Annotated in this window: 28 protein-coding genes and 2 pseudogenes; 25 read left to right on the top strand and 5 right to left on the bottom strand. The window is 64.4% G+C overall.

Annotated elements, in window-relative coordinates; translation table 11 throughout:
• Nucleotides 1-130: pseudogene (locus B3H64_RS02580) on the bottom strand (3-phosphoserine/phosphohydroxythreonine aminotransferase); the annotation flags it as partial.
• 273 nt (nucleotides 131-403) lie between these two features.
• Here B3H64_RS02580 and B3H64_RS02575 point away from each other — a divergent pair.
• The 21 genes from B3H64_RS02575 (at nucleotide 404) to B3H64_RS02475 (ending at nucleotide 20380) form a co-directional block, all read left to right on the top strand.
• Nucleotides 404-745, top strand: a complete 342-nt coding sequence (locus tag B3H64_RS02575; RefSeq protein WP_050619370.1) for a DRTGG domain-containing protein — start codon at nucleotides 404-406, stop codon at nucleotides 743-745.
• 5 nt (nucleotides 746-750) lie between these two features.
• A complete protein-coding gene (locus B3H64_RS02570; protein ID WP_286732697.1) occupies nucleotides 751-1170 on the top strand; it encodes an ATP-binding protein in 420 nt (139 codons plus the stop codon).
• A 72-nt stretch (nucleotides 1171-1242) separates the two neighbouring features.
• Nucleotides 1243-2604 (top strand): [Fe-Fe] hydrogenase large subunit C-terminal domain-containing protein, encoded by a 1362-nt coding sequence (locus B3H64_RS02565; protein WP_278893820.1) that lies wholly within the window; start codon nucleotides 1243-1245, stop codon nucleotides 2602-2604.
• Nucleotides 2601-2927 (top strand): DRTGG domain-containing protein, encoded by a 327-nt coding sequence (locus tag B3H64_RS02560; protein ID WP_050619367.1) that lies wholly within the window; start codon nucleotides 2601-2603, stop codon nucleotides 2925-2927. Before B3H64_RS02565 ends, B3H64_RS02560 begins: the two co-directional genes overlap by 4 nt.
• A gap of 48 nt (nucleotides 2928-2975) precedes the next feature.
• The gene (locus B3H64_RS02555; RefSeq protein WP_154666711.1) at nucleotides 2976-3695 is read left to right on the top strand and encodes a PHP domain-containing protein; all 720 of its coding nucleotides are present in this window, start codon (nucleotides 2976-2978) and stop codon (nucleotides 3693-3695) included.
• Between the two features lie 155 nt (nucleotides 3696-3850).
• Nucleotides 3851-4345 carry an NADH-quinone oxidoreductase subunit NuoE gene (nuoE, locus tag B3H64_RS02550; protein ID WP_050619366.1) on the top strand — a complete coding sequence of 165 codons (495 nt, stop codon included), beginning with the start codon at nucleotides 3851-3853 and terminating at the stop codon, nucleotides 4343-4345.
• A gap of 13 nt (nucleotides 4346-4358) precedes the next feature.
• Entirely contained in the window at nucleotides 4359-4898 is a 540-nt protein-coding gene (locus B3H64_RS02545) for an ATP-binding protein (RefSeq protein WP_050619365.1), read from the top strand.
• Between the two features lie 60 nt (nucleotides 4899-4958).
• On the top strand, nucleotides 4959-5327 hold the full coding sequence (locus B3H64_RS02540) for a (2Fe-2S) ferredoxin domain-containing protein (RefSeq protein WP_094762524.1): 369 nt from the start codon (nucleotides 4959-4961) through the stop codon (nucleotides 5325-5327).
• A 15-nt stretch (nucleotides 5328-5342) separates the two neighbouring features.
• Complete coding sequence (locus tag B3H64_RS02535; RefSeq protein WP_286732688.1) at nucleotides 5343-7142, top strand: NADH-quinone oxidoreductase subunit NuoF; 1800 nt, start codon at nucleotides 5343-5345, stop codon at nucleotides 7140-7142.
• 15 nt (nucleotides 7143-7157) lie between these two features.
• Nucleotides 7158-8912 carry an NADH-dependent [FeFe] hydrogenase, group A6 gene (locus B3H64_RS02530; RefSeq protein WP_050619363.1) on the top strand — a complete coding sequence of 585 codons (1755 nt, stop codon included), beginning with the start codon at nucleotides 7158-7160 and terminating at the stop codon, nucleotides 8910-8912.
• 68 nt (nucleotides 8913-8980) lie between these two features.
• Nucleotides 8981-10099 (top strand): right-handed parallel beta-helix repeat-containing protein, encoded by a 1119-nt coding sequence (locus tag B3H64_RS02525; protein ID WP_286732685.1) that lies wholly within the window; start codon nucleotides 8981-8983, stop codon nucleotides 10097-10099.
• Nucleotides 10100-10302: 203 nt separating this feature from the next.
• A complete protein-coding gene (locus B3H64_RS02520; RefSeq protein ID WP_238074721.1) occupies nucleotides 10303-11130 on the top strand; it encodes a purine-nucleoside phosphorylase in 828 nt (275 codons plus the stop codon).
• Between the two features lie 10 nt (nucleotides 11131-11140).
• A complete protein-coding gene (locus tag B3H64_RS02515) occupies nucleotides 11141-12436 on the top strand; it encodes an amidohydrolase (RefSeq protein WP_286732682.1) in 1296 nt (431 codons plus the stop codon).
• Between the two features lie 33 nt (nucleotides 12437-12469).
• Nucleotides 12470-14083 carry a putative polysaccharide biosynthesis protein gene (locus B3H64_RS02510; protein WP_286732679.1) on the top strand — a complete coding sequence of 538 codons (1614 nt, stop codon included), beginning with the start codon at nucleotides 12470-12472 and terminating at the stop codon, nucleotides 14081-14083.
• A gap of 40 nt (nucleotides 14084-14123) precedes the next feature.
• The gene (gene mazG / locus B3H64_RS02505) at nucleotides 14124-14918 is read left to right on the top strand and encodes a nucleoside triphosphate pyrophosphohydrolase (RefSeq protein WP_050619358.1); all 795 of its coding nucleotides are present in this window, start codon (nucleotides 14124-14126) and stop codon (nucleotides 14916-14918) included.
• 114 nt (nucleotides 14919-15032) lie between these two features.
• Nucleotides 15033-15308: an HU family DNA-binding protein gene (locus tag B3H64_RS02500; protein WP_050619357.1), complete on the top strand. Its 276-nt coding sequence runs from the start codon at nucleotides 15033-15035 to the stop codon at nucleotides 15306-15308.
• Between the two features lie 77 nt (nucleotides 15309-15385).
• Nucleotides 15386-15625 (top strand): RNA-binding S4 domain-containing protein, encoded by a 240-nt coding sequence (locus B3H64_RS02495; RefSeq protein WP_050619356.1) that lies wholly within the window; start codon nucleotides 15386-15388, stop codon nucleotides 15623-15625.
• A gap of 4 nt (nucleotides 15626-15629) precedes the next feature.
• Nucleotides 15630-16808, top strand: coding sequence for a cation diffusion facilitator family transporter (locus B3H64_RS02490; protein ID WP_286732673.1), 1179 nt, complete (start codon nucleotides 15630-15632; stop codon nucleotides 16806-16808).
• A 102-nt stretch (nucleotides 16809-16910) separates the two neighbouring features.
• Entirely contained in the window at nucleotides 16911-17600 is a 690-nt protein-coding gene (locus tag B3H64_RS02485; RefSeq protein ID WP_238074734.1) for a response regulator transcription factor, read from the top strand.
• Nucleotides 17601-17638: 38 nt separating this feature from the next.
• Nucleotides 17639-19102 carry a HAMP domain-containing sensor histidine kinase gene (locus B3H64_RS02480; protein ID WP_278893815.1) on the top strand — a complete coding sequence of 488 codons (1464 nt, stop codon included), beginning with the start codon at nucleotides 17639-17641 and terminating at the stop codon, nucleotides 19100-19102.
• Between the two features lie 21 nt (nucleotides 19103-19123).
• Nucleotides 19124-20380 (top strand): S1C family serine protease, encoded by a 1257-nt coding sequence (locus tag B3H64_RS02475; protein WP_286732669.1) that lies wholly within the window; start codon nucleotides 19124-19126, stop codon nucleotides 20378-20380.
• Nucleotides 20381-20434: 54 nt separating this feature from the next.
• Here the strand turns inward: B3H64_RS02475 and B3H64_RS02470 are convergent, their stop codons facing one another.
• The 3 genes from B3H64_RS02470 to B3H64_RS02460 all read right to left on the bottom strand — a co-directional run bounded on the left by B3H64_RS02470 (nucleotide 20435) and on the right by B3H64_RS02460 (nucleotide 23119).
• The gene (locus B3H64_RS02470; protein ID WP_286732666.1) at nucleotides 20435-21499 is read right to left on the bottom strand and encodes a PTS transporter subunit IIC; all 1065 of its coding nucleotides are present in this window, start codon (nucleotides 21497-21499) and stop codon (nucleotides 20435-20437) included.
• Between the two features lie 99 nt (nucleotides 21500-21598).
• The gene (locus tag B3H64_RS02465) at nucleotides 21599-22111 is read right to left on the bottom strand and encodes a transcription repressor NadR (protein ID WP_094762523.1); all 513 of its coding nucleotides are present in this window, start codon (nucleotides 22109-22111) and stop codon (nucleotides 21599-21601) included.
• 15 nt (nucleotides 22112-22126) lie between these two features.
• Complete coding sequence (locus B3H64_RS02460) at nucleotides 22127-23119, bottom strand: biotin--[acetyl-CoA-carboxylase] ligase (protein WP_050619349.1); 993 nt, start codon at nucleotides 23117-23119, stop codon at nucleotides 22127-22129.
• 173 nt (nucleotides 23120-23292) lie between these two features.
• Between B3H64_RS02460 and B3H64_RS02455 the strand changes: the two genes are divergently transcribed.
• From B3H64_RS02455 to yabQ, 3 genes and pseudogenes are all read left to right on the top strand, one after another.
• Nucleotides 23293-23829, top strand: a complete 537-nt coding sequence (locus B3H64_RS02455) for a biotin transporter BioY (protein WP_050619348.1) — start codon at nucleotides 23293-23295, stop codon at nucleotides 23827-23829.
• Nucleotides 23830-23892: 63 nt separating this feature from the next.
• Nucleotides 23893-24180 carry a sporulation protein YabP gene (gene yabP, locus B3H64_RS02450; RefSeq protein ID WP_050619347.1) on the top strand — a complete coding sequence of 96 codons (288 nt, stop codon included), beginning with the start codon at nucleotides 23893-23895 and terminating at the stop codon, nucleotides 24178-24180.
• Nucleotides 24128-24388: pseudogene (yabQ, locus tag B3H64_RS12040) on the top strand (spore cortex biosynthesis protein YabQ); the annotation flags it as partial. The gene yabP and the pseudogene yabQ, both read left to right, overlap by 53 nt.
• Here yabQ and B3H64_RS02445 read toward each other — a convergent pair.
• Nucleotides 24287-24502 carry a hypothetical protein gene (locus B3H64_RS02445; protein WP_050619346.1) on the bottom strand — a complete coding sequence of 72 codons (216 nt, stop codon included), beginning with the start codon at nucleotides 24500-24502 and terminating at the stop codon, nucleotides 24287-24289. The pseudogene yabQ and the gene B3H64_RS02445 sit on opposite strands and share 102 nt — an antisense overlap.
• Nucleotides 24503-24668: 166 nt before the next feature.
• Between B3H64_RS02445 and ftsL the strand changes: the two genes are divergently transcribed.
• Complete coding sequence (gene ftsL, locus B3H64_RS02440; RefSeq protein WP_050619345.1) at nucleotides 24669-24947, top strand: cell division protein FtsL; 279 nt, start codon at nucleotides 24669-24671, stop codon at nucleotides 24945-24947.
• Nucleotides 24948-24961 lie beyond the last annotated feature (14 nt).

Here is a 24961-nt window from a genome sequence, read left to right as displayed (position 1 = left end):
GGTGACTCATCTCCATGACTGACATGCCGGAACCCTGATAGTTGGTGATTTCGGCCCCCGCTCTTTCGAGCACTTCCAGGGGAAGCATGGACGGGCCTGCGGAGAAGTTGTACACTCGATCGTTTCCCATAGTTGGCTAGCCTCCTTGCAAATTCAGCAAAGCATCAAACGCTTTACTGTGTTAAATTTAATTATATAGAAGGAAGGGGGACCCGTCAATGAGAGGGTAAGACAAAAACGGCGGGCGGCCGAAGTCGTTCTTTGTGAAAGTTTGGCGGGTAGCACAAAAAAGACATTCCCATTTCTCTTAGGCTGTGCTAAAATATGTAGCGAAGTATCACTGGTATCATGCGGAGACCCGGCGAGACCGGACCGGTCCCGGCTCCGCCAAGGGGGAACATCTATGTATCTGAGGGAAATCAGAAGGATTTTGGATGCGAAAGTGCTCTGCGGCGAGGAGAATCTGGACTGGGAGGCCCATGCCGCCTGTGCCAGCGACTTTATGAGCGACGTGCTGGCCTATGTGAAGGATCAGGCCCTGCTGCTCACGGGCATGGTCAACCCCCAGGTGGTGCGCACCGCCGAGATGATGGATATGAAGTGCATTGTCTTTGTCCGGGGCAAGGTGCCTGACGAGACCATTTTGGAGATGGCGCGGGAGCGCGACATCGTGGTGATGACCTCGGAAAAGCCCATGTTCATCGCCTGCGGCCTGCTGTATACGACGGGCTTAGCGGGGGAGTAGGGACCATGGGAGAGATCAAACTGACGTATCAGGTGGACGGCGGAGACCTGATCCAGGCCGGAGAGGCCTCCAGCAAAATGAAGATGACGTTGAAAAAGCTGGGACTGCCGGCCGAGGCCATCCGACGAGCCTCCATCTGCATGTATGAGGGCGAGATCAACATGGTCATCCACGCCAACGGCGGCCGGGTGGAGGTGGACGTGGGGATGGACGCCATCACGCTGCGCCTCATCGACCACGGCCCCGGCATTCCCGACGTGAACCAGGCCATGGAGGAGGGCTTTACCACCGCGGGCGATGTGGCCCGGGATCTGGGCTTCGGGGCGGGCATGGGCCTGCCCAATATGAAGCGCTACTCCGACGAGATGCGCATCGACACCACCGTCGGAGTGGGCACCACCGTGACCATGAAAATCAGGATCTGATCCGACGGACGCGGGCCGCTGTGCGCCGCGCCCATCCGGCTGAATCGAAAACCAATGGAGGTGTACCGCCCTATGATGAAGCATTCCGTCATATTGGAGTACAAACGCTGCCGCGGATGCACCACCTGCATCAAAAACTGCCCCACAGAGGCCATCCGGGTCCGCAGCGGCAAGGCCAAGATCCTCAATGAACGCTGTATTGACTGCGGCAAGTGCATCCAGGTCTGCCCCCACAAGGCCATCCGCTCGGTCAGCGACAACCTGTCTGCGCTGGACCCGTTCCAGTACCGGGTGGCGCTGCCGGACCCCGCCCTCTATGGCCAGTTTCAGCACCTGGATGACATCGACATCGTGCTCAACGGCCTGCTGAAGATCGGCTTTCAGGCTGTGTATGAGACGGCCAAGGCGGCGGAGATCCTCTCTGACTACGCCCGGCAGCACATCAGCAGCGGGGAGAAGCGGGTCATGCCCCAGATCTCCTCCGCCTGTCCTACCATTCTGCGCCTCATCCGGATGCGCTTCCCCAAGCTCATCCCCAACGTCACCTCCACCATCACTCCCATGGAGCTGGCCGCCATTCTGGCCCGGAAGGAGGCTGCGGCCCGAACCGGGCTGCCCCCGGAGCAGATCGGCGTGTTCGGTATCGTGCCCTGCTCCTCCCAGGTCACCGCCGCCCACCACCCCGAGACCCTGGCCAAGCCGGTGCTGGATGGGGCCTTCGCCATCCGGGACATCTACCTGCGGCTGCTGGGCCCCATGAAGGAGCTCCAGGAGCTGGAGAGCTTGTCCTCGGCGGGCATCATGGGCGTGGGCTGGGCCTACTGCGGCGGCGAGTCCGCCGCCCGGCTGGGGGAGAGCTACCTGGCCGTGGACGGCATCGGCAACTGCATCCGCATGCTGGAGGAGATCGAGGACGGCCGGCTTCCCGAGGCCGACTTCATCGAGCTGTCCGCCTGCGTCCAGGGCTGCGTGGGGGGCTGCCTGACGGTGGAGAATCCTTACGGCGCCCGGATGCGTATCAAAAATCTGATGAAGGGCCTGCCGGTCTCCCGCAACCGCTTCAATCTGAAGGGGGAGGACCGGGACCTGGTCTGCTTCGACAAGGAGCTTCAGTATGTCCCCGCCTTCCTGCTGGACGAGGACCGGAGCCTTGCCATGGAAAAGCTGATGAAGATCGACGCGCTCTACCGGGCCTTGCCGGGCCTGGATTGCGGCTCCTGCGGGGCGCCCTCCTGCCACGCCCTGGCCGAGGATGTGGTCCTGGGCCGGGCCAGCGAGGAGGACTGCATCTTCAAGGTCCGGGAGCGGATGCAGTACATGGCGGGTACCGGAGACGCCGACGAATACCTGCCCGCGCCCTTCCGGAAACGGAAGCTGCCCCAGAGCATCCCACCTAAGAAACCGCATACGGAAGAAGGAGGAACCTTATCATGACGGTCAAGGAACTGTCTCATGTGCTGGCCCTGACGGAATTCACCCTGCCCCAGCCCGAGCGCGAGGTCACCGGCGGGTATGTGGGCGACCTGCTGAGCTGGGTCATGGGCCGCGCACAGGCGGGAAACGCCTGGATTACCATTATGTCCAATCAAAACGTGGCCGCCGTGGCGCTGATGGCCGAGGTGTCCTGCGTAATTCTCACCGAAGGGGTGGTTCCCGACGAGGCCCTGCGCCAGCGGGCCCAGCAGCAGGACATCAACCTGATGGGCACCGAGCTGTCCACCTATGATACCGCGGCCGCGCTGAAGCAACTGCTCTGACCGGCCAGCTCCCTCCGCCCAAAGCGGGAGAGAAAGGGGATACCGGCCATGAAAGCGGCCTTCGACCTGCATTTCCACTCCTGCCTGTCCCCCTGCGGGGACGGCGCCATGACCCCCGCCACCATCGCCGGTCTGTGCAAGCTGGCGGGGCTCGACGTGGCCGCCCTCACCGACCACAACACCTGCGGCAACTGCGCGGCCTTCTGTCAGGCGTGTCAGGCCTATGGCCTGCTGGGACTGCCCGGTATGGAGCTGTGTACTGCCGAGGAGGTCCACGTGGTCTGCCTCCTGCCAGACCTGGCGGCGGCGGACGCCTTCAGCCGGATGGTCTACGATCGGCTGCCCCCCCTGGAGAACGACCGGGATATCTTTGGCCCCCAGATCTATATGGACGCCGACGACAACGTGCTGGGGGAAGAGAGGCGGATGCTGGCCGGAGCCTCCTCCATCGGCGTCTACGAGGTCCGGGAGCTGGCGGCCCGCTTCGGCGGCGTGGCCTATCCGGCCCACATCGACCGCCCTTCGTTTGCTTTGCTTTCCAACCTGGGCTTTTGGGACCCCGCGCTGGGCTTCCCACTGGCCGAGCTGTCCCGTCATTGCCCGCCGGATTTTGCGGCGGGCCGGCCCGATCTGGCCGGGGTGCGGACCATCACCGGCTCCGACGCCCACTACCTGGATCAGATTGCAGATGCCAGCCAATACCTGTACCTGCCCGAATGGACTCCGCGGGCAGTCTTGGATTGGCTGCTTTATGGAGGTGAAAAATAGAACGTAATTCTGTCTATGGGAACGAATAAAGGGCATTATGCCGAAAAAAGTTAGACAAACTGTCGTCTGACTGCCTTGTATCTCCCAGGATAACGCGCTAAAATGTATCTCAGCGAGCTTTGAAATGCCATTCGGTAAGTAAGGAGGAACGCAAAATGCCAAATTGCAAAACGGTTGTTCCGTATGCTGGAACAAAGGAGCAGGAGGAACGGCTGCAGCAGGTGATTGCCGCGCACAGGGGACAGCCCGGCGCCACCATGCCGGTGCTCCAGGCCGCGCAGGAGATCTTCGGCTATTTGCCCGAGGAGGTCCAGATCATGGTGGCCGAGGGCCTGGATATCCCTCTGACCGAAGTCTATGGAGTGGCTTCGTTCTATGCACAATTCACGCTGAATCCCAAGGGGAAATACCAGATTTCCGTCTGCCTGGGCACCGCCTGCTATGTCAAGGGGGCTTCCGACGTGCTGACGGCTGTGGAGAAAAAGCTGGGCATCAAGCCTGGCGGCATCACTCCGGACGGGAAATTCTCTCTGGACGCCTGCCGCTGCGTGGGCGCCTGCGGATTGGCTCCCGTCATCATGATCAATAACGACGTGTATGGCCGGCTTACCCCCGATCAGGTGGGGGCGATCCTGGACAAATACGAGTGAGGAGCGCCGGTCCGTGAAGGAGCTGTCGCTACATATTCTGGACATTGCCCAGAATTCGATTTCCGCGGGGGCCCGCGCCCTAGACCTGACGCTGGCGGAGGAAAACGGCTGGCTGACCATCACCGTGGCCGACGACGGCCGGGGGATGTCGCCGGAGTTTTTGGCCACCGTCACCGACCCCTTCACCACCACCCGCACCACCCGCAAGGTGGGGCTGGGTCTGCCCCTGCTGCGGCTGGCGGCGGAGCAGACCGGCGGGCAGATGAAGGTGGACAGCCGGCTGGGGGAGGGCACCACCGTCACGGCGGCGTTCGACACTGCCAGCATCGACTGCCCCCCGCTGGGGGACATGCCGGGGACCGTCTCTCTGCTGGTCCAGGGTGCGCCGGAGGGCCTGGAGATCACCTATACCAGAAGCACGCCGAAGGGCGGCTTCCGGTTCGACACCCGGCAGGTGCGGGAGATCCTGGGGCCGGACGTGCCCCTGAGCTCCCCGGATGTGGCCATGTGGGTGCGGGACTTCGTGGCGGAAAACGAAGCGGAGATCACATAAGGAGAGAATCAAACCCGGGCGGCGGCGCCGTCCCGGTATGCTTAAAGGAGTGAATTTGATTTGAAGAGCCTGGAAGAACTGAAGGCCATCCGTGAGAAGATGCAAAAGCAGATGGACGTGCGGGAGAACAACGAGGACAACATCCGGGTGGTGGTGGGCATGGCCACCTGTGGGATCGCCGCGGGGGCCCGGCCGGTGCTGGCCGCCTTTTTGGAAGAGGTGGCCAAGCGGGAACTGAAGAACGTGACGGTGACCCAGACGGGGTGCATCGGCGTGTGCCGCCTGGAGCCCATCGCGGAGGTGTACGTGCCCGGGGAGGAGAAGGTGACCTACGTGAAGCTGAAGCCGGAGATGGTGCCCCGCATTGTCACCGAGCATCTGGTCAATCACAACGTCGTGACCGAGTACACCATTGGCGCGGCGGAATAAGGGGAGGTAGTGGACATGAACTTTGTACGTTCCCATATCCTGGTATGTACCGGCACAGGCTGTTCCTCCTCCAACAGTCCGGCCATCATCGAGGCCTTTGAGCAGGAGCTGAAGGCCCAGGGCATGGATCAGGAGGTGCGGGTGGTCAAGACCGGCTGCTTTGGCCTGTGCGCCATGGGGCCTGTGGTGCTGGTCTACCCCGAGGGGGCCTTTTACACCCACGTGACGGTGCCCGACGTGGCAGAGATCGTCAGCGAGCACATCGTCAAGGGCCGCATCGTGCAGCGGCTGCTGCACAAGGAGGGCGACGCCGCCGAGAAGGTGACCAGCCTCAGCGACACCCAGTTCTACAAAAAGCAGCTCCGCATCGCTCTGCGCAACTGCGGCGTCATCAACCCCGAGAACATTGACGAGTACATCGGCACTGGCGGCTACACCGCTCTGGGACGGGCCCTCACCGAGCAGACCCCCCAGCAGGTCATCGACCAGATCAAGCTGTCCGGCCTGCGGGGCCGCGGCGGCGCGGGCTTCCCCACCGGCATGAAGTGGCAGTTCACCCACGACGCCACCGCCCCCGACGGCGTGAAGTTCGTCTGCTGCAACGCCGACGAGGGCGACCCCGGTGCCTTCATGGACCGGTCCGTGCTGGAGGGCGACCCCCACAGCGTCATCGAGGCCATGACCATCGCCGGCTATGCCATCGGCGCCCATCAGGGCTACATCTACGTCCGGGCGGAGTACCCCATCGCGGTCAAACGGCTGGAGATCGCCATTGGGCAGGCCAAGGAGTACGGCCTTCTGGGCAAGAACATCTTTGAAACGGGCTTTGATTTCGACCTGGAGCTGCGCCTGGGCGCGGGCGCCTTCGTCTGCGGTGAGGAGACGGCCCTGATGACCTCCATCGAGGGCAAGCGCGGCGAGCCCCGGCCCCGGCCCCCCTTCCCGGCCAACAAGGGCCTGTTCCAGCGGCCCACTCTGCTCAACAACGTGGAGACCTACGCCAACATCACTTGGATTCTGAACGATGGCGCCGACAAGTTCGCCGCCATCGGCACCAAGGGGAGCACGGGCACCAAGGTCTTCGCCCTGGGCGGTAAGATCACCAACACCGGCCTGGTGGAGATCCCCATGGGCACCCCCCTGCGCACCGTCATCGAGGAGATCGGCGGCGGCTGCCCCAACGGCAAGAAGTTCAAGGCCGCCCAGACCGGCGGCCCCTCCGGCGGCTGCATCCCCGCCAACCTCATCGACACCCCCATGGACTACGACTCCCTGGGCGCCATCGGCTCTATGATGGGCTCCGGCGGCCTCATCGTCATGGATGAGGACAACTGCATGGTGGACATCGCCAAGTTCTTCCTGGAATTCATCATTGACGAGTCCTGCGGCAAGTGCTCCCCCTGCCGGATCGGCACCAAGCGGCTGTACGACCTGCTGACCAAGATTACCGAGGGCAAGGGCACGCTGGAGGATCTGACCACCATCGAGGAGCTGTGCAACCACATCAAGGCCAGCGCCCTGTGCGGTCTGGGCCAGACGGCCCCCAACCCGGTGCTGTCCACCCTGCACCACTTCCGGGACGAGTATATTGCCCACGTGGTGGAGAAGCGCTGCCCCGCCGGGGTGTGCAAGAGCCTGGTCCACTACGTCATCGACCCGGTCAAGTGTAAGGGCTGCACCCTGTGCGCCAAGAACTGCCCCACCGACGCCATCTCGGGCGTGGTCCGGGCTCCCCATGTCATCGACCAGGAAAAGTGCATCAAGTGCGGCACCTGTATGGACAACTGCCGCTTCGACGCCATTTCCAAGCATTAAGGAGGGGAGAAGAACATGGACAAGAAAATGGTCAATCTGAAGATCAACGACATTTCGGTCACGGTGCCCGAGGGCACCAGCGTGCTGGAGGCGGCCCGGAACGCCGGTATCAAGATCCCCTCCCTCTGCTTCCTGAAGGACGTCAACGAGATCGGCGCCTGCCGCATCTGCGTGGTGGAGGTGAAGGGGGCCAAAAGCCTGGTGGCCTCCTGCGTGTACCCGGTCAGCGAGGGCATGGAGGTCTACACCAACACCGAGAAGGTGCGCCATTCCCGCCAGCTCACCCTGGAGCTGATTTTGTCCAACCACCGGATGGACTGCCTGACCTGCGCCCGGAACGCCCACTGCGAGCTGCGTGAGCTGGCCGCCGAGCTGGGCATCGACGCCGTGCGCTACGCCAACGACCAGCTCCCGCCTCAGATCGAGGACTCCGCTGCCCACCTGATCCGGGACAACTCCAAGTGCGTCCTGTGCCGCCGCTGCACCGCCGTGTGCCGGAAGTACCAGGAGGTGGGGGTCATCGGCCCCAACGACCGCGGCTTCGCCACCCACATCGGCTGCGCCTTCGACCGGGACCTGGCCGAGGTGGACTGCGTCTCCTGCGGCCAGTGCATCGTGGCCTGCCCCACGGGCGCCCTCCAGGAGAAGGACGACACCCCCAAGGTGTGGGAGGCCCTCAACGACCCCACCAAGCACGTGGTGGTGGGCCCCGCCCCCTCCGTCCGCGTCACGCTGGGCGAGTGCTTCGGCATGCCCATCGGCACCAACGTGGAGGGCAAGATGGTCACCGCCCTGCGCCGCCTGGGCTTCGACAAGGTCTTTGACGTGGACAACGCCGCCGACTTCACCATCATGGAGGAGGGCACCGAGTTCCTCCACCGCATCCAGGAGGGCGGCAAGCTGCCCCTCATCACCTCCTGCTCCCCCGGCTGGATTCGCTACTGTGAGCAGCACTACCCCGAGATGCTGGACAACGTGTCCTCCTGCAAGTCCCCTCAGCAGATGTTCGGCTCCCTGGTGAAGAGCTATTACGCCGAGAAGACCGGCATCGACCCCAAGGACATCTTTGTGGTGTCCATCATGCCCTGCACCGCCAAGAAGTACGAGGTCCAGCGGGAAGAGCAGCGCATGGCCAATGGCTGCATGCCGGTGGACGTGTCCCTGACCACCCGCGAGCTGGCCCGGATGATCCAGCGGGCGGGCATCCTCTTCGACCACCTGCCGGAGGGACAGTTTGACCAGATGCTGGGCGTGTCCACCGGCGCGGCGGTCATCTTCGGCGCCACCGGCGGCGTGATGGAAGCCGCCCTGCGCACCGTGGTGGAGATCGTCACCGGGGGCGAGATGAAGCCGCTGGAGTTCCACGAGGTCCGCGGCATGGCCGGCATCAAGGAGGCCATCTACGACCTGCCCGGCAAGACGGTAAAAGTGTGCGTGGCCTCCGGCCTGCACAACGCCAAGCAGGTGCTGGACGGCCTCAAGTCCGGCGAGCTGGACTACGATTTTGTGGAGTTCATGGCCTGCCCCGGCGGGTGCATCAACGGCGGCGGCCAGCCTCTCCAGCCCGCCGACGTGCGCTCCTTCACCGACATCAAGGGCCTGCGGGCCGCCGCCCTCTATCAGCAGGATGAGACCATGATCTTCCGCAAGAGCCATGAGAACCCCTTCGTCCAGACCATCTACAAGGACTACCTGGGCGAGCCCGGCTCCCACAAGGCCCACGAGCTCCTCCACTGCACCTACGTTCCACAGAAGCGCTACCGCGTCTAAAAATAGCGGCGTGCGGCGCGGCCGTTTGCGCGCCGCACGCTTTTTGAACAGAAAGAAGGCAGCATCGGATGAAAAAACAAATTCCACCGTTCCTGGCCGGCGTGCTGACCGCCATGCTGGTCCTCTCCCTGGGGGCCTCGGCCCTGGCCGCGTCCGGTCGGCTCACCTTGGAGGTGGACCCGGTCCGCATCCAGGTGGACGGCCAGCTCTTCCAGCCCAAGGACGTCAACGGAAACGACGTGCCGGTCTTCTCCTACAACGGCACCACCTACGCGCCCCTGCGCGCCCTGGCCGAGGCCTACGGCCTCACTGTGGGCTACGACGCCGAAACCAACCTGGCCACGGTGACCACGGCACGCGGCCCCGCCGCCGACTCCATCCCCGCCGCCGACACGCCCCGGAAGAATACCGTGCAGGCCGCCACGGCGGCCGAGCTGGTCGCCGCCATCGCCCCGGACACCGAGATCATCCTGGCCCCCGGCGACTACGACCTGACGGAGCTGGCGGGCAAGACCGACAACCCGTATGTGGTCTGGTATCAGGAGTTCGACGGGCCGCAGCTCAACGTGGTGAACGTGTCCGGACTGACCATCCGCGGGCAGGACCGGGACCAGGTCGAGCTGCTGGCCACCCCACGCTATGCCGATGTCTTCCATTTCCAGGGCTGCAGCGACCTGGTGCTGGACGGGCTGACCATCGGCCACACGCCCACCGGCTCCTGCCTGGGGTCGGTGCTCAATTTCACCGACTGCGGCGGCGTCCGGGTCACCGGCTGCGGACTCTTCGGCTGCGGCACCTACGGCGTGGAGTCGGAGGGGGTCACCGGCCTGCTGGTGGAGAAGAGCGCCATCTACCACTGCTCCTACGGCGCGGCCACTATCCTGAACAGTCAGACGGTCACCTTCGACGGCTGCGAGGTCTACGACAACATGGCCTGGTCCCTCTTCGGCCTGACCAGCTCCAGCGGCGTCACCCTCTCCGACACCGTGGTCCGGAACAATGGCAGCAATGCGGACGGAGGCTCCTATCTGCTGTCCCTCTCGAACTGCGACGCCGTGGCCGTGCGCGGCTGCCGGTTCGAGGACAATGCGCTGGCGAACTTTTCGGACACCAGCGCCGGAAATCTGGCCCTGGCGGTGGAGAACTGCACCTTCGAGGGCAATTCCTTTGCCGCCCCGAACGGCTGAACGGTCGGGAAGAAACGGCCTGCGGGCGATGCGTCCGCGGGCCGTTTCTTTGCGCCGAAGGGGAGCGGGACGCGGCCGTCCCGGCCAAAATCCACGGCCTGGCGAGGAGAAAGGGCCGCTTTCCTTGCTTTTTGCCTTCCTGTGGTGTAAAATGCCTTTGATTGACCCAAAACAATAAAAGCCATACAAAGGAGGGCTCTGCAATGACCTACACCTTTGACCAGTACAAGGAGAGCGCCGACTCCATCCGCAGGCGGATCGGCGCGTTTTGCCCCAAGGTGGCCATGATCCTGGGCTCCGGCCTGGGCTTCCTGGGCGACGTGGTGGAGGACCCCGTCTGCGTGTCCTACCGCGACATCCCCCACTTTAAGGCCTCCACCGCCCCCGGCCACAAGGGCCAGCTGGTGTTCGGCACCCTGGAGGGCCGGCCGGTGGCCGTGATGCAGGGCCGGATGCACCATTACGAGGGCTACTCCTACGAAGAGGTGTCCTACGCCGTGCGGGTGCTGCGGCTGCTGGGCTGCGACACCCTGATCGTCACCAACGCCGCCGGCTGCGTCAACACCGCCTGGCAGGCCGGTGACCTGATGCTCATCACCGACCAGATCAAGATCTTCATGGAGTCCCCTCTGCGGGGCGAGAACCTGCCCGAGTTCGGGGTACGCTTCCCCGACTCCTCCCACCTGTATACCCCCGCCTTGCAGGATCTGGCCCGGCAGAGCGCCGGGGAGCTGGGCATCGACCTGAAGGAGGGCGTCTACATGTACTTCCCGGGGCCCCAGTACGAGACGCCTGCCGAGGTGCGCTTCGCCCGCATCGCCGGAGCCGACGCCGTGGGCATGTCCACCGCCCCCGAGGTCATCGTGGCCGGGCACTGCGGGATGCAGGTGCTGGGCTTCACCCTGTGCTCCAACATGGCCGCCGGCATCCTGGACCAGCCCCTCAGCGAGCAGGAGGTGCTGGACGCCGCCGAGGCCTGCAAGGAGAAGTTCTCACGGCTGGTGCTGGCCTGCCTGAAAAAGCTGTCGTAAGGAGAACGCCATGTCCATTCTCATTCAGAACGTCACCGCCGTCCTCCTGGACGAGAGCCGGACGGTGCTGCCCAACGCCTTTGTGGCGGTGGAGGGGAGCCAGATCTCCTATGTGGGGACGAAGCGGCCCGCCGGGCCCTTCGACCAGGTCATCGACGGCGCCGGCAAGGTGCTGATGCCCGGCTTCGTCAACGCCCACACCCACGTGCCCATGACCCTGATGCGGGGCTACGGCGGCGGGTGCGACCTGCACACCTGGCTGCACCAGTATATCTTCCCCACCGAGGCCAAATGGGACGACCGGGCCATCCGGGCCGCCACCGCCCTGGGCCTGGCGGAAATGATCGCCTCCGGCGTCACCTGCATCGCCGACATGTATATGAACAACGAGGCCATCATCCAGGAGGTGCTCTCCGCCGGGATTTCGGCCAACATCTGCTGCGGCGCCACCCAGTTCACCGACGGCTTTGACCCGGAGACCCACCACGACTGCGTCGTTCAGCGGCAGCTCACGGAGCGCTGGCACGGCGCAGGCGAAGGGCAGATCGCCATCGACGGCTCCATCCACGGGGAGTACACCTCTCACGCCCCCCTGTGGGAGTGGATGGCCCGGTATGCCGCCGACCACGGACTGGGGATGCACGTCCACCTGTCGGAGACCAAGAGCGAGCACGACGGCTGCGTCGCCCGCCATGGGCGCACCCCCGCCGCCCTCTTTGAGCAGTACGGCGTCTTCGCCGTGCGGGCCATCGCCGCCCACTGTGTCTGGACCACGCCGGATGACTGGGCCATCCTGGCCAGAAACGGGGTCAGCGCCGTCACCAACCCCATGTCCAACCTGAAGCTGGGCTCCGGCATCGCCCCGCTGAAGGGACTGCGGCAGGCCGGGGTCAACGTGGCCCTGGGCACCGACGGGGTGTCCTCCAACAATTCCACCGACCTGTTCGCCGACATGAAGCTGGCGGCCATCCTCACCTGCGGCGCCGAGCACGACCCCATGGCGGTCACCGCCTGGGACGCCCTGGAGACCGCCACGGTCAACGGTGCCCGGGCCCTGGGCCGCAAGGCCGGACGGGTGGCTCCCGGCTATACCGCCGACCTCATCCTGGTGGACTTTGACCGGCCCAACCTCATCCCCTGCCACGACACGGTGGAGAACCTGGTCTACGCCGCCCACGGCGCTGATGTGTGCATGAATATGGCGCGGGGCCGGGTCATATACCAAAATGGGGCCTTCCTGACCATTGACCTGGACCGGGTCAAACGGGAGATCCGCGACTATGCCCTGCCCCTGCTGTTCGGGTAAGGCTCCAATCCATGCGAAAGGCTGTGCAGCCCATTGGCTAGACAAGAAAAAAAGAGCACCTTCTTCGGCGGAGCCGCCATCCTGGCGGCGGGTATCGCCATCGTCAAGATCATCGGGGCCATCTACAAGATTCCCCTGGGCAATATCTTGGGGGACGAGGGCTTCGGCCATTTCAACAACGCCTATGTCATCTACAACCTGCTGCTGATGGTGTCCACCGCGGGCCTGCCCGTGGCCCTGTCCAAGACCATCTCCGAGGCCAACGCTCTGGGCCGGCGGAATCAGGTCCACCGGGTGTTTAACGTGGCCCTGGTCACCTTCTTCCTCCTGGGCGCGGTGAGCTTTGCCGTCATGTTCATCCTGGCCCAGCCGCTGGCCAACCTCCAGGGTGACGGCATGGCGGTCCACGCCGTCCAGGCCATCGCGCCCGCCTGCTTCTTCGTCTGCGTACTGTCCACCTTCCGGGGCTACGCCCAGGGCCACTCCAACATGGTCCCTACCGCCGTGTCCCAGGTTATCGAGGCCCTGGGCAAGCTGGTCATCGGCCTGGCCCTGGCCTGGCTGCTGGTCAGCCGCGGCGCGGCCAGCTCCGACTCCGCCGCCGGGGCCATTTTCGGTGTCACCAGCGGCGCGGGCATCTGCCTCATCTACCTGATCCTGGACCACATCGGCCGCCGCCGGCGGGAGATCGGGCGGCTGGACGACCAGCCGGAGGCCCACGGCACCATCCTCAGACGGCTGCTGGTCATCGCCGTGCCCATCACGATCTGCGCCTCCGTCACTCCCATCACCTCCTGGCTGGACACCGCCCAGGTGCAGAACATCCTTCGGGACATCCTGCAGGCCCAGCCCGCCGAGTGGTATGACCAGGCGGGGGTCACCGACCCGGTGGTGGCGGCCTACGGCGCCTATCAAAAGGCCATCACCATCTACAATCTGCCCTCCTCCTTCATGGTGGCCATCACGGCCAGCGTGGTCCCCGCCATCGCCGCCTGCCGGGCCCGCCGGGACTTCGTGGGGGCGGGACGGATTGCCGAGTCCTCCATGCGCATCGGTATGCTGCTGGCCCTGCCCGCCGGCATAGGGCTGCTCTCTCTGGCCAGCCCCATCATGTACCTGCTCTACCCCGGCACCGACCACACCATTGCCGACCCGTCCATGATGCTGCTGGGCGTGGCCTCCATTTTCGTGTGTATCATGCTGGTGTGCAACTCGGTGCTCCAGGCCAGCGGCTTTGTCAACCTGCCCATCGTCATCATGGTGGCCGGCTGCGCCGCCAAGCTCATCGTAAACAATTTCATGGTGCGCAGCGTGGGCGCCGTGGGCGCCGCCGTGGGCACCCTGGTATGCTATGTCATCGTGGCCGTGGCCGAGCTTGCCCTCATTAAGCGGGTTATCCCAGCCGCGCCCAGCTACAGCCGGGTGTTCATCAAGCCCACGGTGGCTGCGGCCGTCATGGGCGCGGCGGTCTGGGCGGTCTACGGCCTGCTCCACCGTTTTCTGGGCAACACCCTGTCTGCCCTTGGCGCCATCGGCGTGGGGGTGGCGGTCTACTTTGGTTTGGTGGTGGCGCTGCATGCTATTTCCAAAGATGACCTGTCCCTGATGCCAAAAGGCGAGAAAATTGCGAAAATTTTGCGGCTCTAAGGGTTTTTGTGAAAAAATAACTTGCAGAAGGTAGAGAAGTATGGTAGATTTCCAGTATAAGAATTCGTACGGTGTAAGGGACCTGGTGGAGATCGTCCGCATCCTGCGCCAGCCCGGGGGCTGCCCTTGGGACCGGGAACAGGATCACCACTCTATTCGCCGTAACCTCCTGGAGGAGGCCTACGAGGCCGCTGAGGCCATCGACGAGGACGACCCTGAGCATCTGCGGGAAGAGCTGGGGGATGTGCTGCTCCAGGTGGTTTTTCACGCCCGGATGGAGCAGGAGGCCGGCCGCTTCGACCTGGACGCGGTAGCCGACGGGATCTGTAAAAAGCTCATCTACCGCCACCCCCACGTGTTCGGAGATGTGGCGGTTTCCGGCAGCGGCGAGGTCCTCCAGAACTGGGAGGAGCTCAAGCGGAAGGAGAAGCATCAGGAGACCGCCGCTGACAGCGTGGACTCCGTGGCCAGAAGCCTGCCCGGGCTGTGGCGGGCGGAGAAGATCCAGAAAAAGGCCCGCAAGGCGGGCTTTGACTGGCCGGACGTCTCCGGTGCGCTGGACAAGCTCTCCGAGGAGGTGGAGGAGCTCAGGACCGCCGTAGCGGAGGGCTCCAACATCCAGGAGGAGCTGGGCGATTTGCTGTTTGCCGCCGTCAACGTCTCCCGCTTCGTGCAGGTGGACCCGGAGGACGCCCTGAGCGGGGCCTGCGACAAGTTCGCACGGCGGTTCCGGCAGGTGGAGCAGTCCGCCGCAGAGCGCGGACAAGCCTTGGAGCACATGACTTTGGCCGAAATGGACAAGCTATGGGATGCTGCCAAGGAGCATGAGGCTTAAAAGCAGACCCGCGCCGGGCGGAGGGGAGCAAGCCAGACCGGTCGTGTTTCGCTTTAAGTAATATAGGCGGGGACCTGGTTGCCGTCTGACTATCTTTTTAGGAGGAACTATCACATGAATAAGGCTGAACTGATTAATGCCGCTGCTGAGAAGTCTGGTCTGTCCAAGAAGGACACCGAGAGCGCCATCAATGCCGCCATCGAGGCCATTGTCGAGTGCCTGGCCAACGAGGACAAGGTGCAGCTGGTGGGCTTCGGCGCTTTCGAGGTGAAGAAGCGCGCCGAGCGCATCGGCCGTAACCCCAAGACCAAGGAGAGCATCAAGATCCCCGCCTCCAAGGTGCCCGTGTTCAAGCCCGGTAAGGCCCTGAAGGACGCCGTGGCCAAGTAATCAGGTCAGCAAGCGATAGTGTGGCGGCTCCGGGGGACCCCGGGGCCGCTTTTTAATCCAATGCAAGGAGAATGGTTATGAGACTGGATAAATGGCTTAAGGTGTCCCGGCTCATCAAGCGCCGCACCGTGGCCAACGAGGCCTGCGACAGCCAGCGGGTGACCGCCAACGGCAGAAGCGTCAAGGCCTCCTATGATGTGAAGGTGGGCGATGTCCTGGAGTTCCGCTTCGGCGAGCGGGTGACCCGGGTGGAGGTGCTGGCCGTCAGCGAGCACGCGGGCAAGGACGACGCGCCCGCCCTGTATAAGGAGCTGTGAGGGTATGACAGACTGGCTGGTCCAACGATGCATCCGGCGGCCGGAGGACGGCTCGGACCCCGCCGTGCGGCAGGCCTACGGCCTGCTGTCCGGCGGCGTGGGCATCGTGCTCAATCTGCTGCTGTCGGCGGGAAAGTTTGTCGCCGGCGTGCTGACGGGCTCCATCGCCGTCACAGCCGACGCCTTCAACAACCTGTCCGACGCGGGCTCCTCCGTGGTCACCCTGGTGGGCTTCCGCATGGCGGCCAAGCGGGCCGACGACGACCACCCCTTCGGCCACGGCCGTATCGAATACTTATCCGGCCTGGCCGTGGCGGTGGCCATCCTGGTGGTGGGCCTGGAGCTGGCCAAATCCTCCCTGGAGAAGGTCCTCCACCCGGTGGAGGTGGCCTTTTCCTGGCTGTCGGTGGGCATCCTGTGCGCCTCCATTCTGGTGAAGCTGTGGATGTTCTTCTTCAACCGGAACCTGAGCCGCCGCATCGACTCGGCCGCCATGATGGCCACCGCCACCGACTCCCTCTCCGACGCCGCCGCCACCTCCGCCGTCCTGCTGGGCACGCTGGTGGGGCACTTTGCCGACCTGTACATTGACGGCTGGGTGGGCGTCCTGGTGGCGGTATTCATCCTGCGGGCGGGATGGGGGGCGGCCAAGGACACCCTGGACCCCCTGCTGGGCCAGAGCCCCGACCCGGAGCTGGTCCGGGGCATTCAGGAGACCGTGCTGGGCCGGCCGGAGATTGTGGGGATGCACGACCTGGTGGTCCACGACTACGGCCCCGGCCGGTGCATGGCCTCCCTCCACGCCGAGGTGCCCATGGACGCCGACATCCTCGTCATCCACGACGTCATCGACAATCTGGAGCGAGAGCTGCGCCGGAAGCTGGGGGTGGAGGTGGTCATCCATATGGACCCCATCGCCGTGGGCGACCCCCGCACCGACGCCCTAAAGGCTCAGGTGACCGAGCTGGTCCGGCGAATCGATCCGGATATGACCATCCACGACTTCCGCATGACCGCCGGGCCCGAGCACACCAATCTTATCTTCGACGTGGCCGTGCCCTACCACTGCCGGCTGGAGGACGAGCAGGTCCAGGAGGCCATCGGCGCGGCGGTCAAGGCCCTGCCGGGAAACTATTATACGGTGGTCAGCGTGGACCACGTCTACGCCGACCATAAGGGCTGATTTACAAAATATTCATCCAATCAGGCTGGAATCGGATATAATAGAGCAGAAAGCAAAGCGGGCGGCGGTTCCGCCCGAATGAGAGAAAAGGCTGGTGAAATTATGGCCCGGAAGGTCCTGATCGTGGAGGACGACAACAACATTGCCGAGCTGCTCCACCTCTATCTGGAGAAGGAGGGCTTCGAGACCCAGGTGGCCCCCGACGGCGGCAAGGGGGTGGAGCTGTATCGCTCCTTCCACCCCGAGCTGGTGCTGCTGGACATCATGCTCCCTGTCATGGACGGCTGGTCGGTCCTCAAGAAGATCCGGGAGACCGACAAGACCCCCGTCATCCTGCTCACCGCGAAGGGCGAGACCAACGACAAGGTGCAGGGCCTGGAGGGGGGCGCCGACGACTACATCGTCAAACCCTTTGAGATGAAGGAGGTCCTGGCCCGCATCCACGCCGTGCTGCGCCGTTACGGCGCCGAGAACGGCGAGAGCGAGAAGAAGCTCTCTTTTGATAAGCTGGTCATCAACCTGGACTCCTACGAGCTGGTGGTGGACGGCAGGCGCATCGATACCCCCCCCAAGGAGCTGGAGCTCCTCTACCATCTGGCGGCCTCCCCCAACCGGGTGTTCACCCGCAATCAGCTCCTGGACGAGGTGTGGGGCTTCGACTACTTTGGCGACTCCCGCACGGTGGACGTGCACATCAAGCGGCTGCGGGAGAAGCTGGAGGGCGTCTCCGACCAGTGGTCCCTGAAGACGGTCTGGGGCGTGGGCTATAAGTTCGAGGCCGTCAATGCCTGAACGGGCCGGAATGCGCGAGAGAAGGGGAACTGCCGCCCATGAAAAGCCTCTATAAACGTCAATTTATGCTGATGGCGGGGGTCATTCTGATCTCCTTCGCCCTGCTGGGGGGCGCCTTCGTCACCCTCTCCTACCAGTACGCCGTCCAGGAGAAGCGGGACAGCCTGGGGGACAACGCCAAGTACATCGCCCAGTCCTTTATGCGCTCCCTGAGCACCGCCTCCACCACCCTGGGGCAGCAGAACGATTACGCCGTCAACATCGACACTCTGGCCAAGGTTTCCGACTCTTATGTCATTGTCACCGAGACCGACGGCCTGATCTTTTATTCCTCCGACGGCAGCGACGGGTCCAACCTGGCCGGCGGCGTGGTGCCCTCCTATATGGTCAGCCAGGTGGCCGCCACCGGGAGCTACTCCGGCATGACCGACCTGGGGGGCATCTTTCCGGAAAAGCGGTTCGTGGCCGGGACCCCCATCCTGGTGCAGACCATTGATTTTAAGACCGGCCAGGGCCTGGTGGTGCAGGATAAGCTGTTCGGCATGGTCTTTGTGGCCGCCGAGACTGCCAGCCTGACTGAGATGTGGCGGGCCTTCGCCAGCATCTTTTTCTTCACCTCCATCGTGGTGCTGCTCATCGCCTTTATCACCAGCTCGGTCACCTCTCTGCGGCAGACCAAGCCCCTGAAGGAGATGGCCGAGGCCGCCCGCAAGTTTGGCCACGGGGAGTTCGACGTGCGGGTGAGCGGCTCCTGCGAACGCTGCGACGAGGTGGGGGAGCTGGCCACCGCCTTCAACGCCATGGCGGACTCCCTGGCCAAATCCGAGGCCCGGCGCAGCGAATTCGTGGCCAACATCTCCCATGAGCTCAAGACCCCCATGACTACCATCGCCGGCTTTGCCGACGGCATCCTGGACGGCACCGTCCCGCCGGAAAAGCAGGAGGCCGCCCTCAAGACCATCTCCTCCGAGACCCGGCGGCTGTCCCGCCTGGTGCGCCGGATGCTGGACCTGAGCCGCCTTCAGTCGGCCGAGCACGTGACCGCCCAGGAGCAGTTTGACGTCAGCGAGATCATGCTGCGGGTGCTGGTGAGCCTGGAGGGCAAGATCAATTCCCGCCATCTGGACGTGGACACCCAGCTCCCCGAGGAGCCCGTCAAGGTGTGGGGGGATCCAGACGCTATCACGCAGGTGTGCTACAATCTGCTGGATAACGCCATCAAGTTCTCCGCCGAGGGAGAGACCCTGGGCATCGGCGTGGCGGCCAAAGGGGGAAAGGCCTACATCTCGGTGCGTAATGTGGGTGAGACCATCCCTCCGGAGGAGCTGCCGCTGGTCTTTGACCGCTTCCACAAGACCGATCACTCCCGCAGCGAGGACCGGGAGGGCGTGGGGCTGGGGCTGTATATCGTCAAGACCATTCTGGACAACCACAAAGAAAACATCTCTGTCACCAGCGAAAACGGGGTGACGGAATTTACCTTTACGCTGACGCTGGCCTGAGCCGCCACACAGGAGGTCCCTATGCTTTATTACTATGACCACACACCTCAGGACGCCCCCGCCGGGACGACAGCGGTCCTGTCTGCGGCAGAGCCGGAACCGACCGCCCCGCCGCGGCGGAAGAAAGACCGTTCCGAGCGGGGAGCGGCCACCCTGCTGGCCGTACTGTCTTTGCTGCTGGGCGGGACGGCGGTGCTGCTGGCGCTGCGGGCCCAGCCCGTGGCTCTGGAGGCGCTGCTGCCCGGAACCGTTCAGGGACAGCCCGGCGTCGGGCAGCCCTCCGTGGAGCTGGTGCCCGCGCCGGAGCTCCGGCGGGCCCCCACCGGGGACGGCACGGTCCTCACCCTGGCCGAGCGGCCCGCGGAGGCGGCTATGAGCTTTCAGGACATCTATAAAAAGGTGAGCCCCTCGGTGGTCTTTATCCGGGCCGCCACCGGACAGGGCATTGCCCAGGGCACCGGCGTGGTGATGTCCGCGGATGGATACATCATCACCAACGCCCACGTCATTGAAGGCAGCTTTCGGGCGGATGTGGTGCTGGAGGACGGCGGGCAGTACGAGGCCCTGCTGGTGGGCAGCGATGCGGCCACCGACCTGGCGGTGCTGAAGATCGACGCTCAGGGTCTGACGCCCGCCGAGTTCGGCGACTCCGACCAGATGGAGGTGGGGGACGTGGTGGTGGCCATCGGCAATCCCATGGGGGAGGAGCTGCGGGGCACCATGACGGACGGCATCCTCTCGGCCATTAACCGGGACATGGAGGTGGAGGGCCGGCAGATGACCCTGCTCCAGACCACCGCCGCCCTCAACACCGGCAATTCCGGCGGCGCGCTCATCAACGACATGGGTCAGGTCATCGGCATCACCAACATGAAGCTGATGGCCTACAACTCCACGGTAGAGGGGCTGGGCTTCGCCATCCCGTCCCGGACGGCCAAGACCGTGGTGGACGATCTGATCGGCTACGGTGTGGTAAAGGGGCGGCCCATGCTGGGGATCACTGTCCGGCCTCTCACCGCGGAAGAGAGAACCGGACGAAGCCTGGACCACGGCCTCTGGGTGGAGCAGGTGGAGGAGAAGTCCGATGCCTGGACCCAGGGCATCCGCACCGGCGATGTGCTGCTGTCCGCCAATGGGGTGGAGCTGTCGGTGAACGACGACCTGCTGGAGCTGAAAAACGCTCTGGCTGTGGGGGAGACCATCCAGTTTTGCCTCTGGCGGGAAGGGGAGACCCTGGATATCACGGTGGAGCTGGTGGAACAGTACAGCCTGGAATAAAAGGGCAGCGGCCCCGGATCTTCGTCCGGGGCCGCTGTTTTTTTGCGTAGAAGTTCAGGAGAGGGTCAGGTCCCCCTCCTTAATCCACCCCAGCCTCCGGCATCCCAGACCCAGGGCCCAGCAGAGTACGGCGGGGAGGATGAAGCAGACCAGGACCAGCCCCGCCCAGTCAAAGGCGGTGATGGCGGGCTTGATGCCGGCGGCCACGTCGCTGACCCAGCCGGCATAGACGCCGATTTGCCCCACCAGGCCGCAGGTGCCCATGCCCGAAGCCACGCCGCCGGCGGGGTCGTTCATCTCTAACCGAAAGACGCAAGTGGCGATGGGGCCGGTGATGGCGGAAGTGACGATGGCGGGGAGCCAGATGCGGGGATTGCGGACGATGTTGGGCATCTGGAGCATGGAGGTGCCGATGCCCTGACTTACCAGGCCGCCCCAGCGATTTTCCTGGAAAGACAGGACGGCGAAGCCCACCATCTGGGCGCAGCAGCCCGCCACGGCCGCCCCTCCCGCCAGGCCGGTGAGGCCGAAGGCGGCGCAGATGGCGGCGGAGGAGATGGGAAGGGTCAGGGCGATGCCCACCAGCACGGACACGACAATGCCCATCCAGAAGGGTTGCAGTACGGTGGTGTCCTTGATGAGCTGGCCAAAGGCGGAGGCCGCCGCCCCGATGGCGGGGGCCCACCAGGCCGACAGAGCCACGCCCGCGCAGATGGTCACCAGGGGAGTGACCAGAATATCCACCTTGGTCTCCTTGGAGACGGCCTTGCCAATCTCGGCGGCGAGGATGGCGATGACGAGTACGGCCAGAGGGCCGCCGGCCCCGCCCAGGCCGTTGGCGGCGGAGCCCACGGCGATGAGGGAGAAGAGGACCAGCGGAGGGGCCTGAAGGGCGTAGCCGATGGCGGCGGCCATGGCGGGGCCGGACATGGCCGAGGCGTAGCCGCCGATGTCCACCAGGAACGGGACGCCGAGCTGCTGGCCCAGCGTCTTGATGATGGTGCCGATGAGCAGGGAGCAGAACAGGCCCTGGGCCATGGCCCCCAGGGCGTCGATGCCGTATCGCTTGGCTGAGATGACGATGTTTTTGCGCTGGAGGAAGGCGTTGAGCTTGTCCATAGTGGCGGGCTCCTTTGGGTAAAATAATAGGACCTTACAGGTGTCAAGACACCTGTAAGGTCCTATTATAGCGGATTTTGGATATTTGTCAAGCGGAAGCTACTCCTTCACCAGAAAGCCCGCCGCATCCAGCGCGGTCCGGACACGTTGAAAGGCGTCCTCGTCCGGGCAGCGGAGGGTGTGCAGGTGGATGCCGTCGGTGAGGACGCTGAGGGGTTTGGCCCCCTCCTCCTTTACCCTGCGTATAAATTCTCCCACATCATACCGGGAGGAGAGCTCCAGCCGCCCGGAGAGCTGGCCGTACACCGGGTGCTCTACCGCCACGTCGATGACGGTGCAGCCGTTGTCCACCATGATGTTGAGCTCGGGCTCCAGCTCGGCGGCGCTGTGACGGCAGACCAGCGTGCGCAGCCGCCCGCCTACCTCCCGGGGCACCAGGTAGCCCCGGGGTGTGGAGACGATGTTGGCTCCCGCCGCCCGGAGCAGGGCGATGTCCCCCACGATGATCTGGCGGCTGACGGAAAAGCGCTGGGCCAGGGCGGTGGCGCTCACCGGGCAGAGGGTCTCGGTCAGGCAGCGGGAGAGGGCCTCCCGGCGTTGGACGGCATTCATAAAGGGCATCCTCCTTTACACATATTGTCCCATCAGGCCCCGGACCGACACCTCGCCGGAGGTGACGGTCTCCCGGCGGCCGTCGGGGCAGCGGACCACCAGGCCAAAGTCGTCGTCGACGGCCTCGGCGAAGGCGGGGACCTGGGCGCCCCCCCGGAGCAGCAGCACCTCACGGCCCGTGGTGGCGCACCGGGCCCGGTAGTCGGACAGATAGTCCGCCTTGCCGGCGGGGAAGGCGGCATACAGGTCGTCCAGCGCGGCCAAGATCCGCCCCGCCAGCTCCGCACGGCGGACGGAAAAGCCCTCCAGCTTCAGCGAGGTAGCGATATCGGCCAGTTCCGGGCCAAAGTCCGCGGCGGTCTGACTCACGTTGACCCCAAGGCCCACCACCACATGGCTCGGGGCGGCGCTCTCGGCCTCCAGCTCCAGCTCGGTCAGGACGCCGCACAGCTTTTTTCCATTCAGAAGGATGTCGTTGGTCCACTTGATCTGGGGCTCCGCTCCGCAGCAGGCCTGGATGCCGCGGCAGACCGCCACCGCCGTCCAGGCGGTGAGCTGGGACAGATCGGCCAGCGAGACGGCCGGCCGCAGCAGGATAGACAAGTAAAGTCCCTTGCCGGAAAGGGACTGAAAGGAGCGCCCCCTACGGCCCCGGCCGGCGGTTTGCTCCTCGGCCAGAACGGCCAGACCCTCGGCCGCTCCGGCGGCGGCCCGGCGCTTGACCTCGGTGTTGGTGGAGTCCACCGTCTCCAGACAGACCAGCTCCCGCCCGACGGTGCGGCCTGCCAGAGCTCCGGCCAGCTCGCCTGCCCGGATGCGGTCGGGACCGCCGGCGAGGCGGTAGCCCCGATTGGGGGCGGAGGTGATCTGGTAGCCGTCCCGCCGCAGGGCCTCCACCGCCTTCCACACCGCCGCGCGGCTTACCGCCAGAGTGCGGCTCATGGCCTCTCCGGAGAGATGCCCCTCCCCATGGCCGCGCAGCAGCGCCAGGACCTCTTCCTCCAGCATATCAAAGCCTCCTTTTTGCCTGGACCCTTGACAAGACACCCTAATACCCTTTTATTATAGCTGAGGGCCAAAGGCTGTCAACAAAAATTAAAAAATAGTTTACAACCGGCGATGGCTGCGCTATACTATTGTAAACTCAATATAAAAAATGGTTTACGATTGGAGCGACCCGTATGCACAGTAAGACCCGTTCCCTGATCCTGGCGGCTCTGTTTGCCGCCCTCACCGCCATCGGGGCCTTTTTGAAGATTCCCCTGGGCGCCCTGTCCCTGACCCTCCAGTTCTTTTTTACTGCCATGGCGGGGGTTCTGCTGGGGCCCCGCTGGGGGGCGGCCTCCCAGGCGGTCTATGTGGCGCTGGGGCTGGCGGGCCTGCCCGTCTTTACCATGGGCGGCGGCCTGGGCTATGTGTTCCAGCCCAGCTTCGGCTTCCTGCTGGGACTGATCCCCGCCGCCTGGGTCATCGGCCGTCTGGCGGGGGAGGGGACCCAGGCCCGGCGCATCGTCCCGGCCTGCCTGGCCGGGCTGGGGGTACTCTACCTGGTGGGTCTGCCGTATATGTACCTGATCCTGAACGTCTATTTGGATAAGGGCCTGTCGATCTGGTATGTGGTCCGGGCGGGGATGCTGATCTACCTGCCCGGGGACTTTTTGAAGATTGCCGTCACCACTCTGCTGGCCCGGCCCCTGAAGCGAGCCCTTTCCCACTGAGAAGCATATCTGACCGCCCTGTCCCATAAGATGGTACAAAGCTGTGGGAAAGGCGGGATCAGGATGCAATACGAGGAGAAACGGGTCCGTCCGGAGGCGGCCCACCACGTGATTTTGGAGGGACGGGAGTCCCTGACGGTCTCCGGAGTGGAGGAGGTGGAGAGCTTTGACGAAACCACCATCGTCATGTCCACCTCCAAAGGTTCCCTGGTGGTGCGGGGGGAGGACCTGCACATCGAGAAGCTGAGTCTGGACGGCGGGGACCTGAAGGTGGAGGGCTCGGTGGACTCCCTCACCTATGAGGACGATGCCGGGGACCGGGGCGGGTTCTTCGCCCGGCTGTTCCGGTAGGATGGGCATCGACCTGTGGGACCAGGCTCTTACCTTTGCCGGGGCGGCGATCTTGGGCATGGGGGCGGGCCTGGTCTACGACCTTATGCGGGTCCTCCGGCGCAGGCTACGCCTCCCCCTGCTGGGCCCCGTCCTGGATTTCCTCTTTTGGCTCCTGCTCACCGCCGCCCTTTTCGTCTACGCCGTGGCCACCGGAGGGCGGCTGCGGATCTTTATGGTCATCGCCGTGGGGGTGGGGGCGGTATTCTATTTCCTCCTCCTCAGCCGCCCCGCCCTCTTTCTCGCGGGCCTGCTGGCCGACGGGATCGCTTATCTCTGCCATCTGGCCGCCCTGCCCATGATTTGGCTGGGCCTTCTGTGTAAAAAACTTATTAAAATTGCAAAAAATATCTTTCATTATAGCCGGAGATGGTATAAAATAAGGCTGATACCCGGAGAAATGGAGACCCTGAAGCGAAATCAGGGCGCGGAAAAGGGGGAAAAGGGCCGTGGTAAAGACAAAAAAGGCGGGTCTGCTCACAAAAATCGTCGTACTCGCTCTGCTGATTTACCTGGCGACTTCTCTCCTGAATCTGCAGGGACAGATCGCCTCCGCCCAGGCGGAGCGGGACGACCTGAGCCGGCAGGTGGCGGCGCAGACCCAGGCAAACGCCGACCTGGCCGACGACGTGGAAAACAGCGGCGACCCTGAGCGCATCCAGGACATTGCCCGCGACAGGCTGGGCCTGGCTGCGCCGGACGAGCGCATTTTCATCGCCTCGAACTGAGCGAGGGTCCCCGG

It is taken from the genome of Intestinimonas sp. UBA1698 (assembly GCF_002320075.1).
Classification (GTDB): domain Bacteria; phylum Bacillota; class Clostridia; order Oscillospirales; family Oscillospiraceae; genus Intestinimonas; species Intestinimonas massiliensis.
This window is presented reverse-complemented; position numbering and strand designations above follow the sequence as displayed.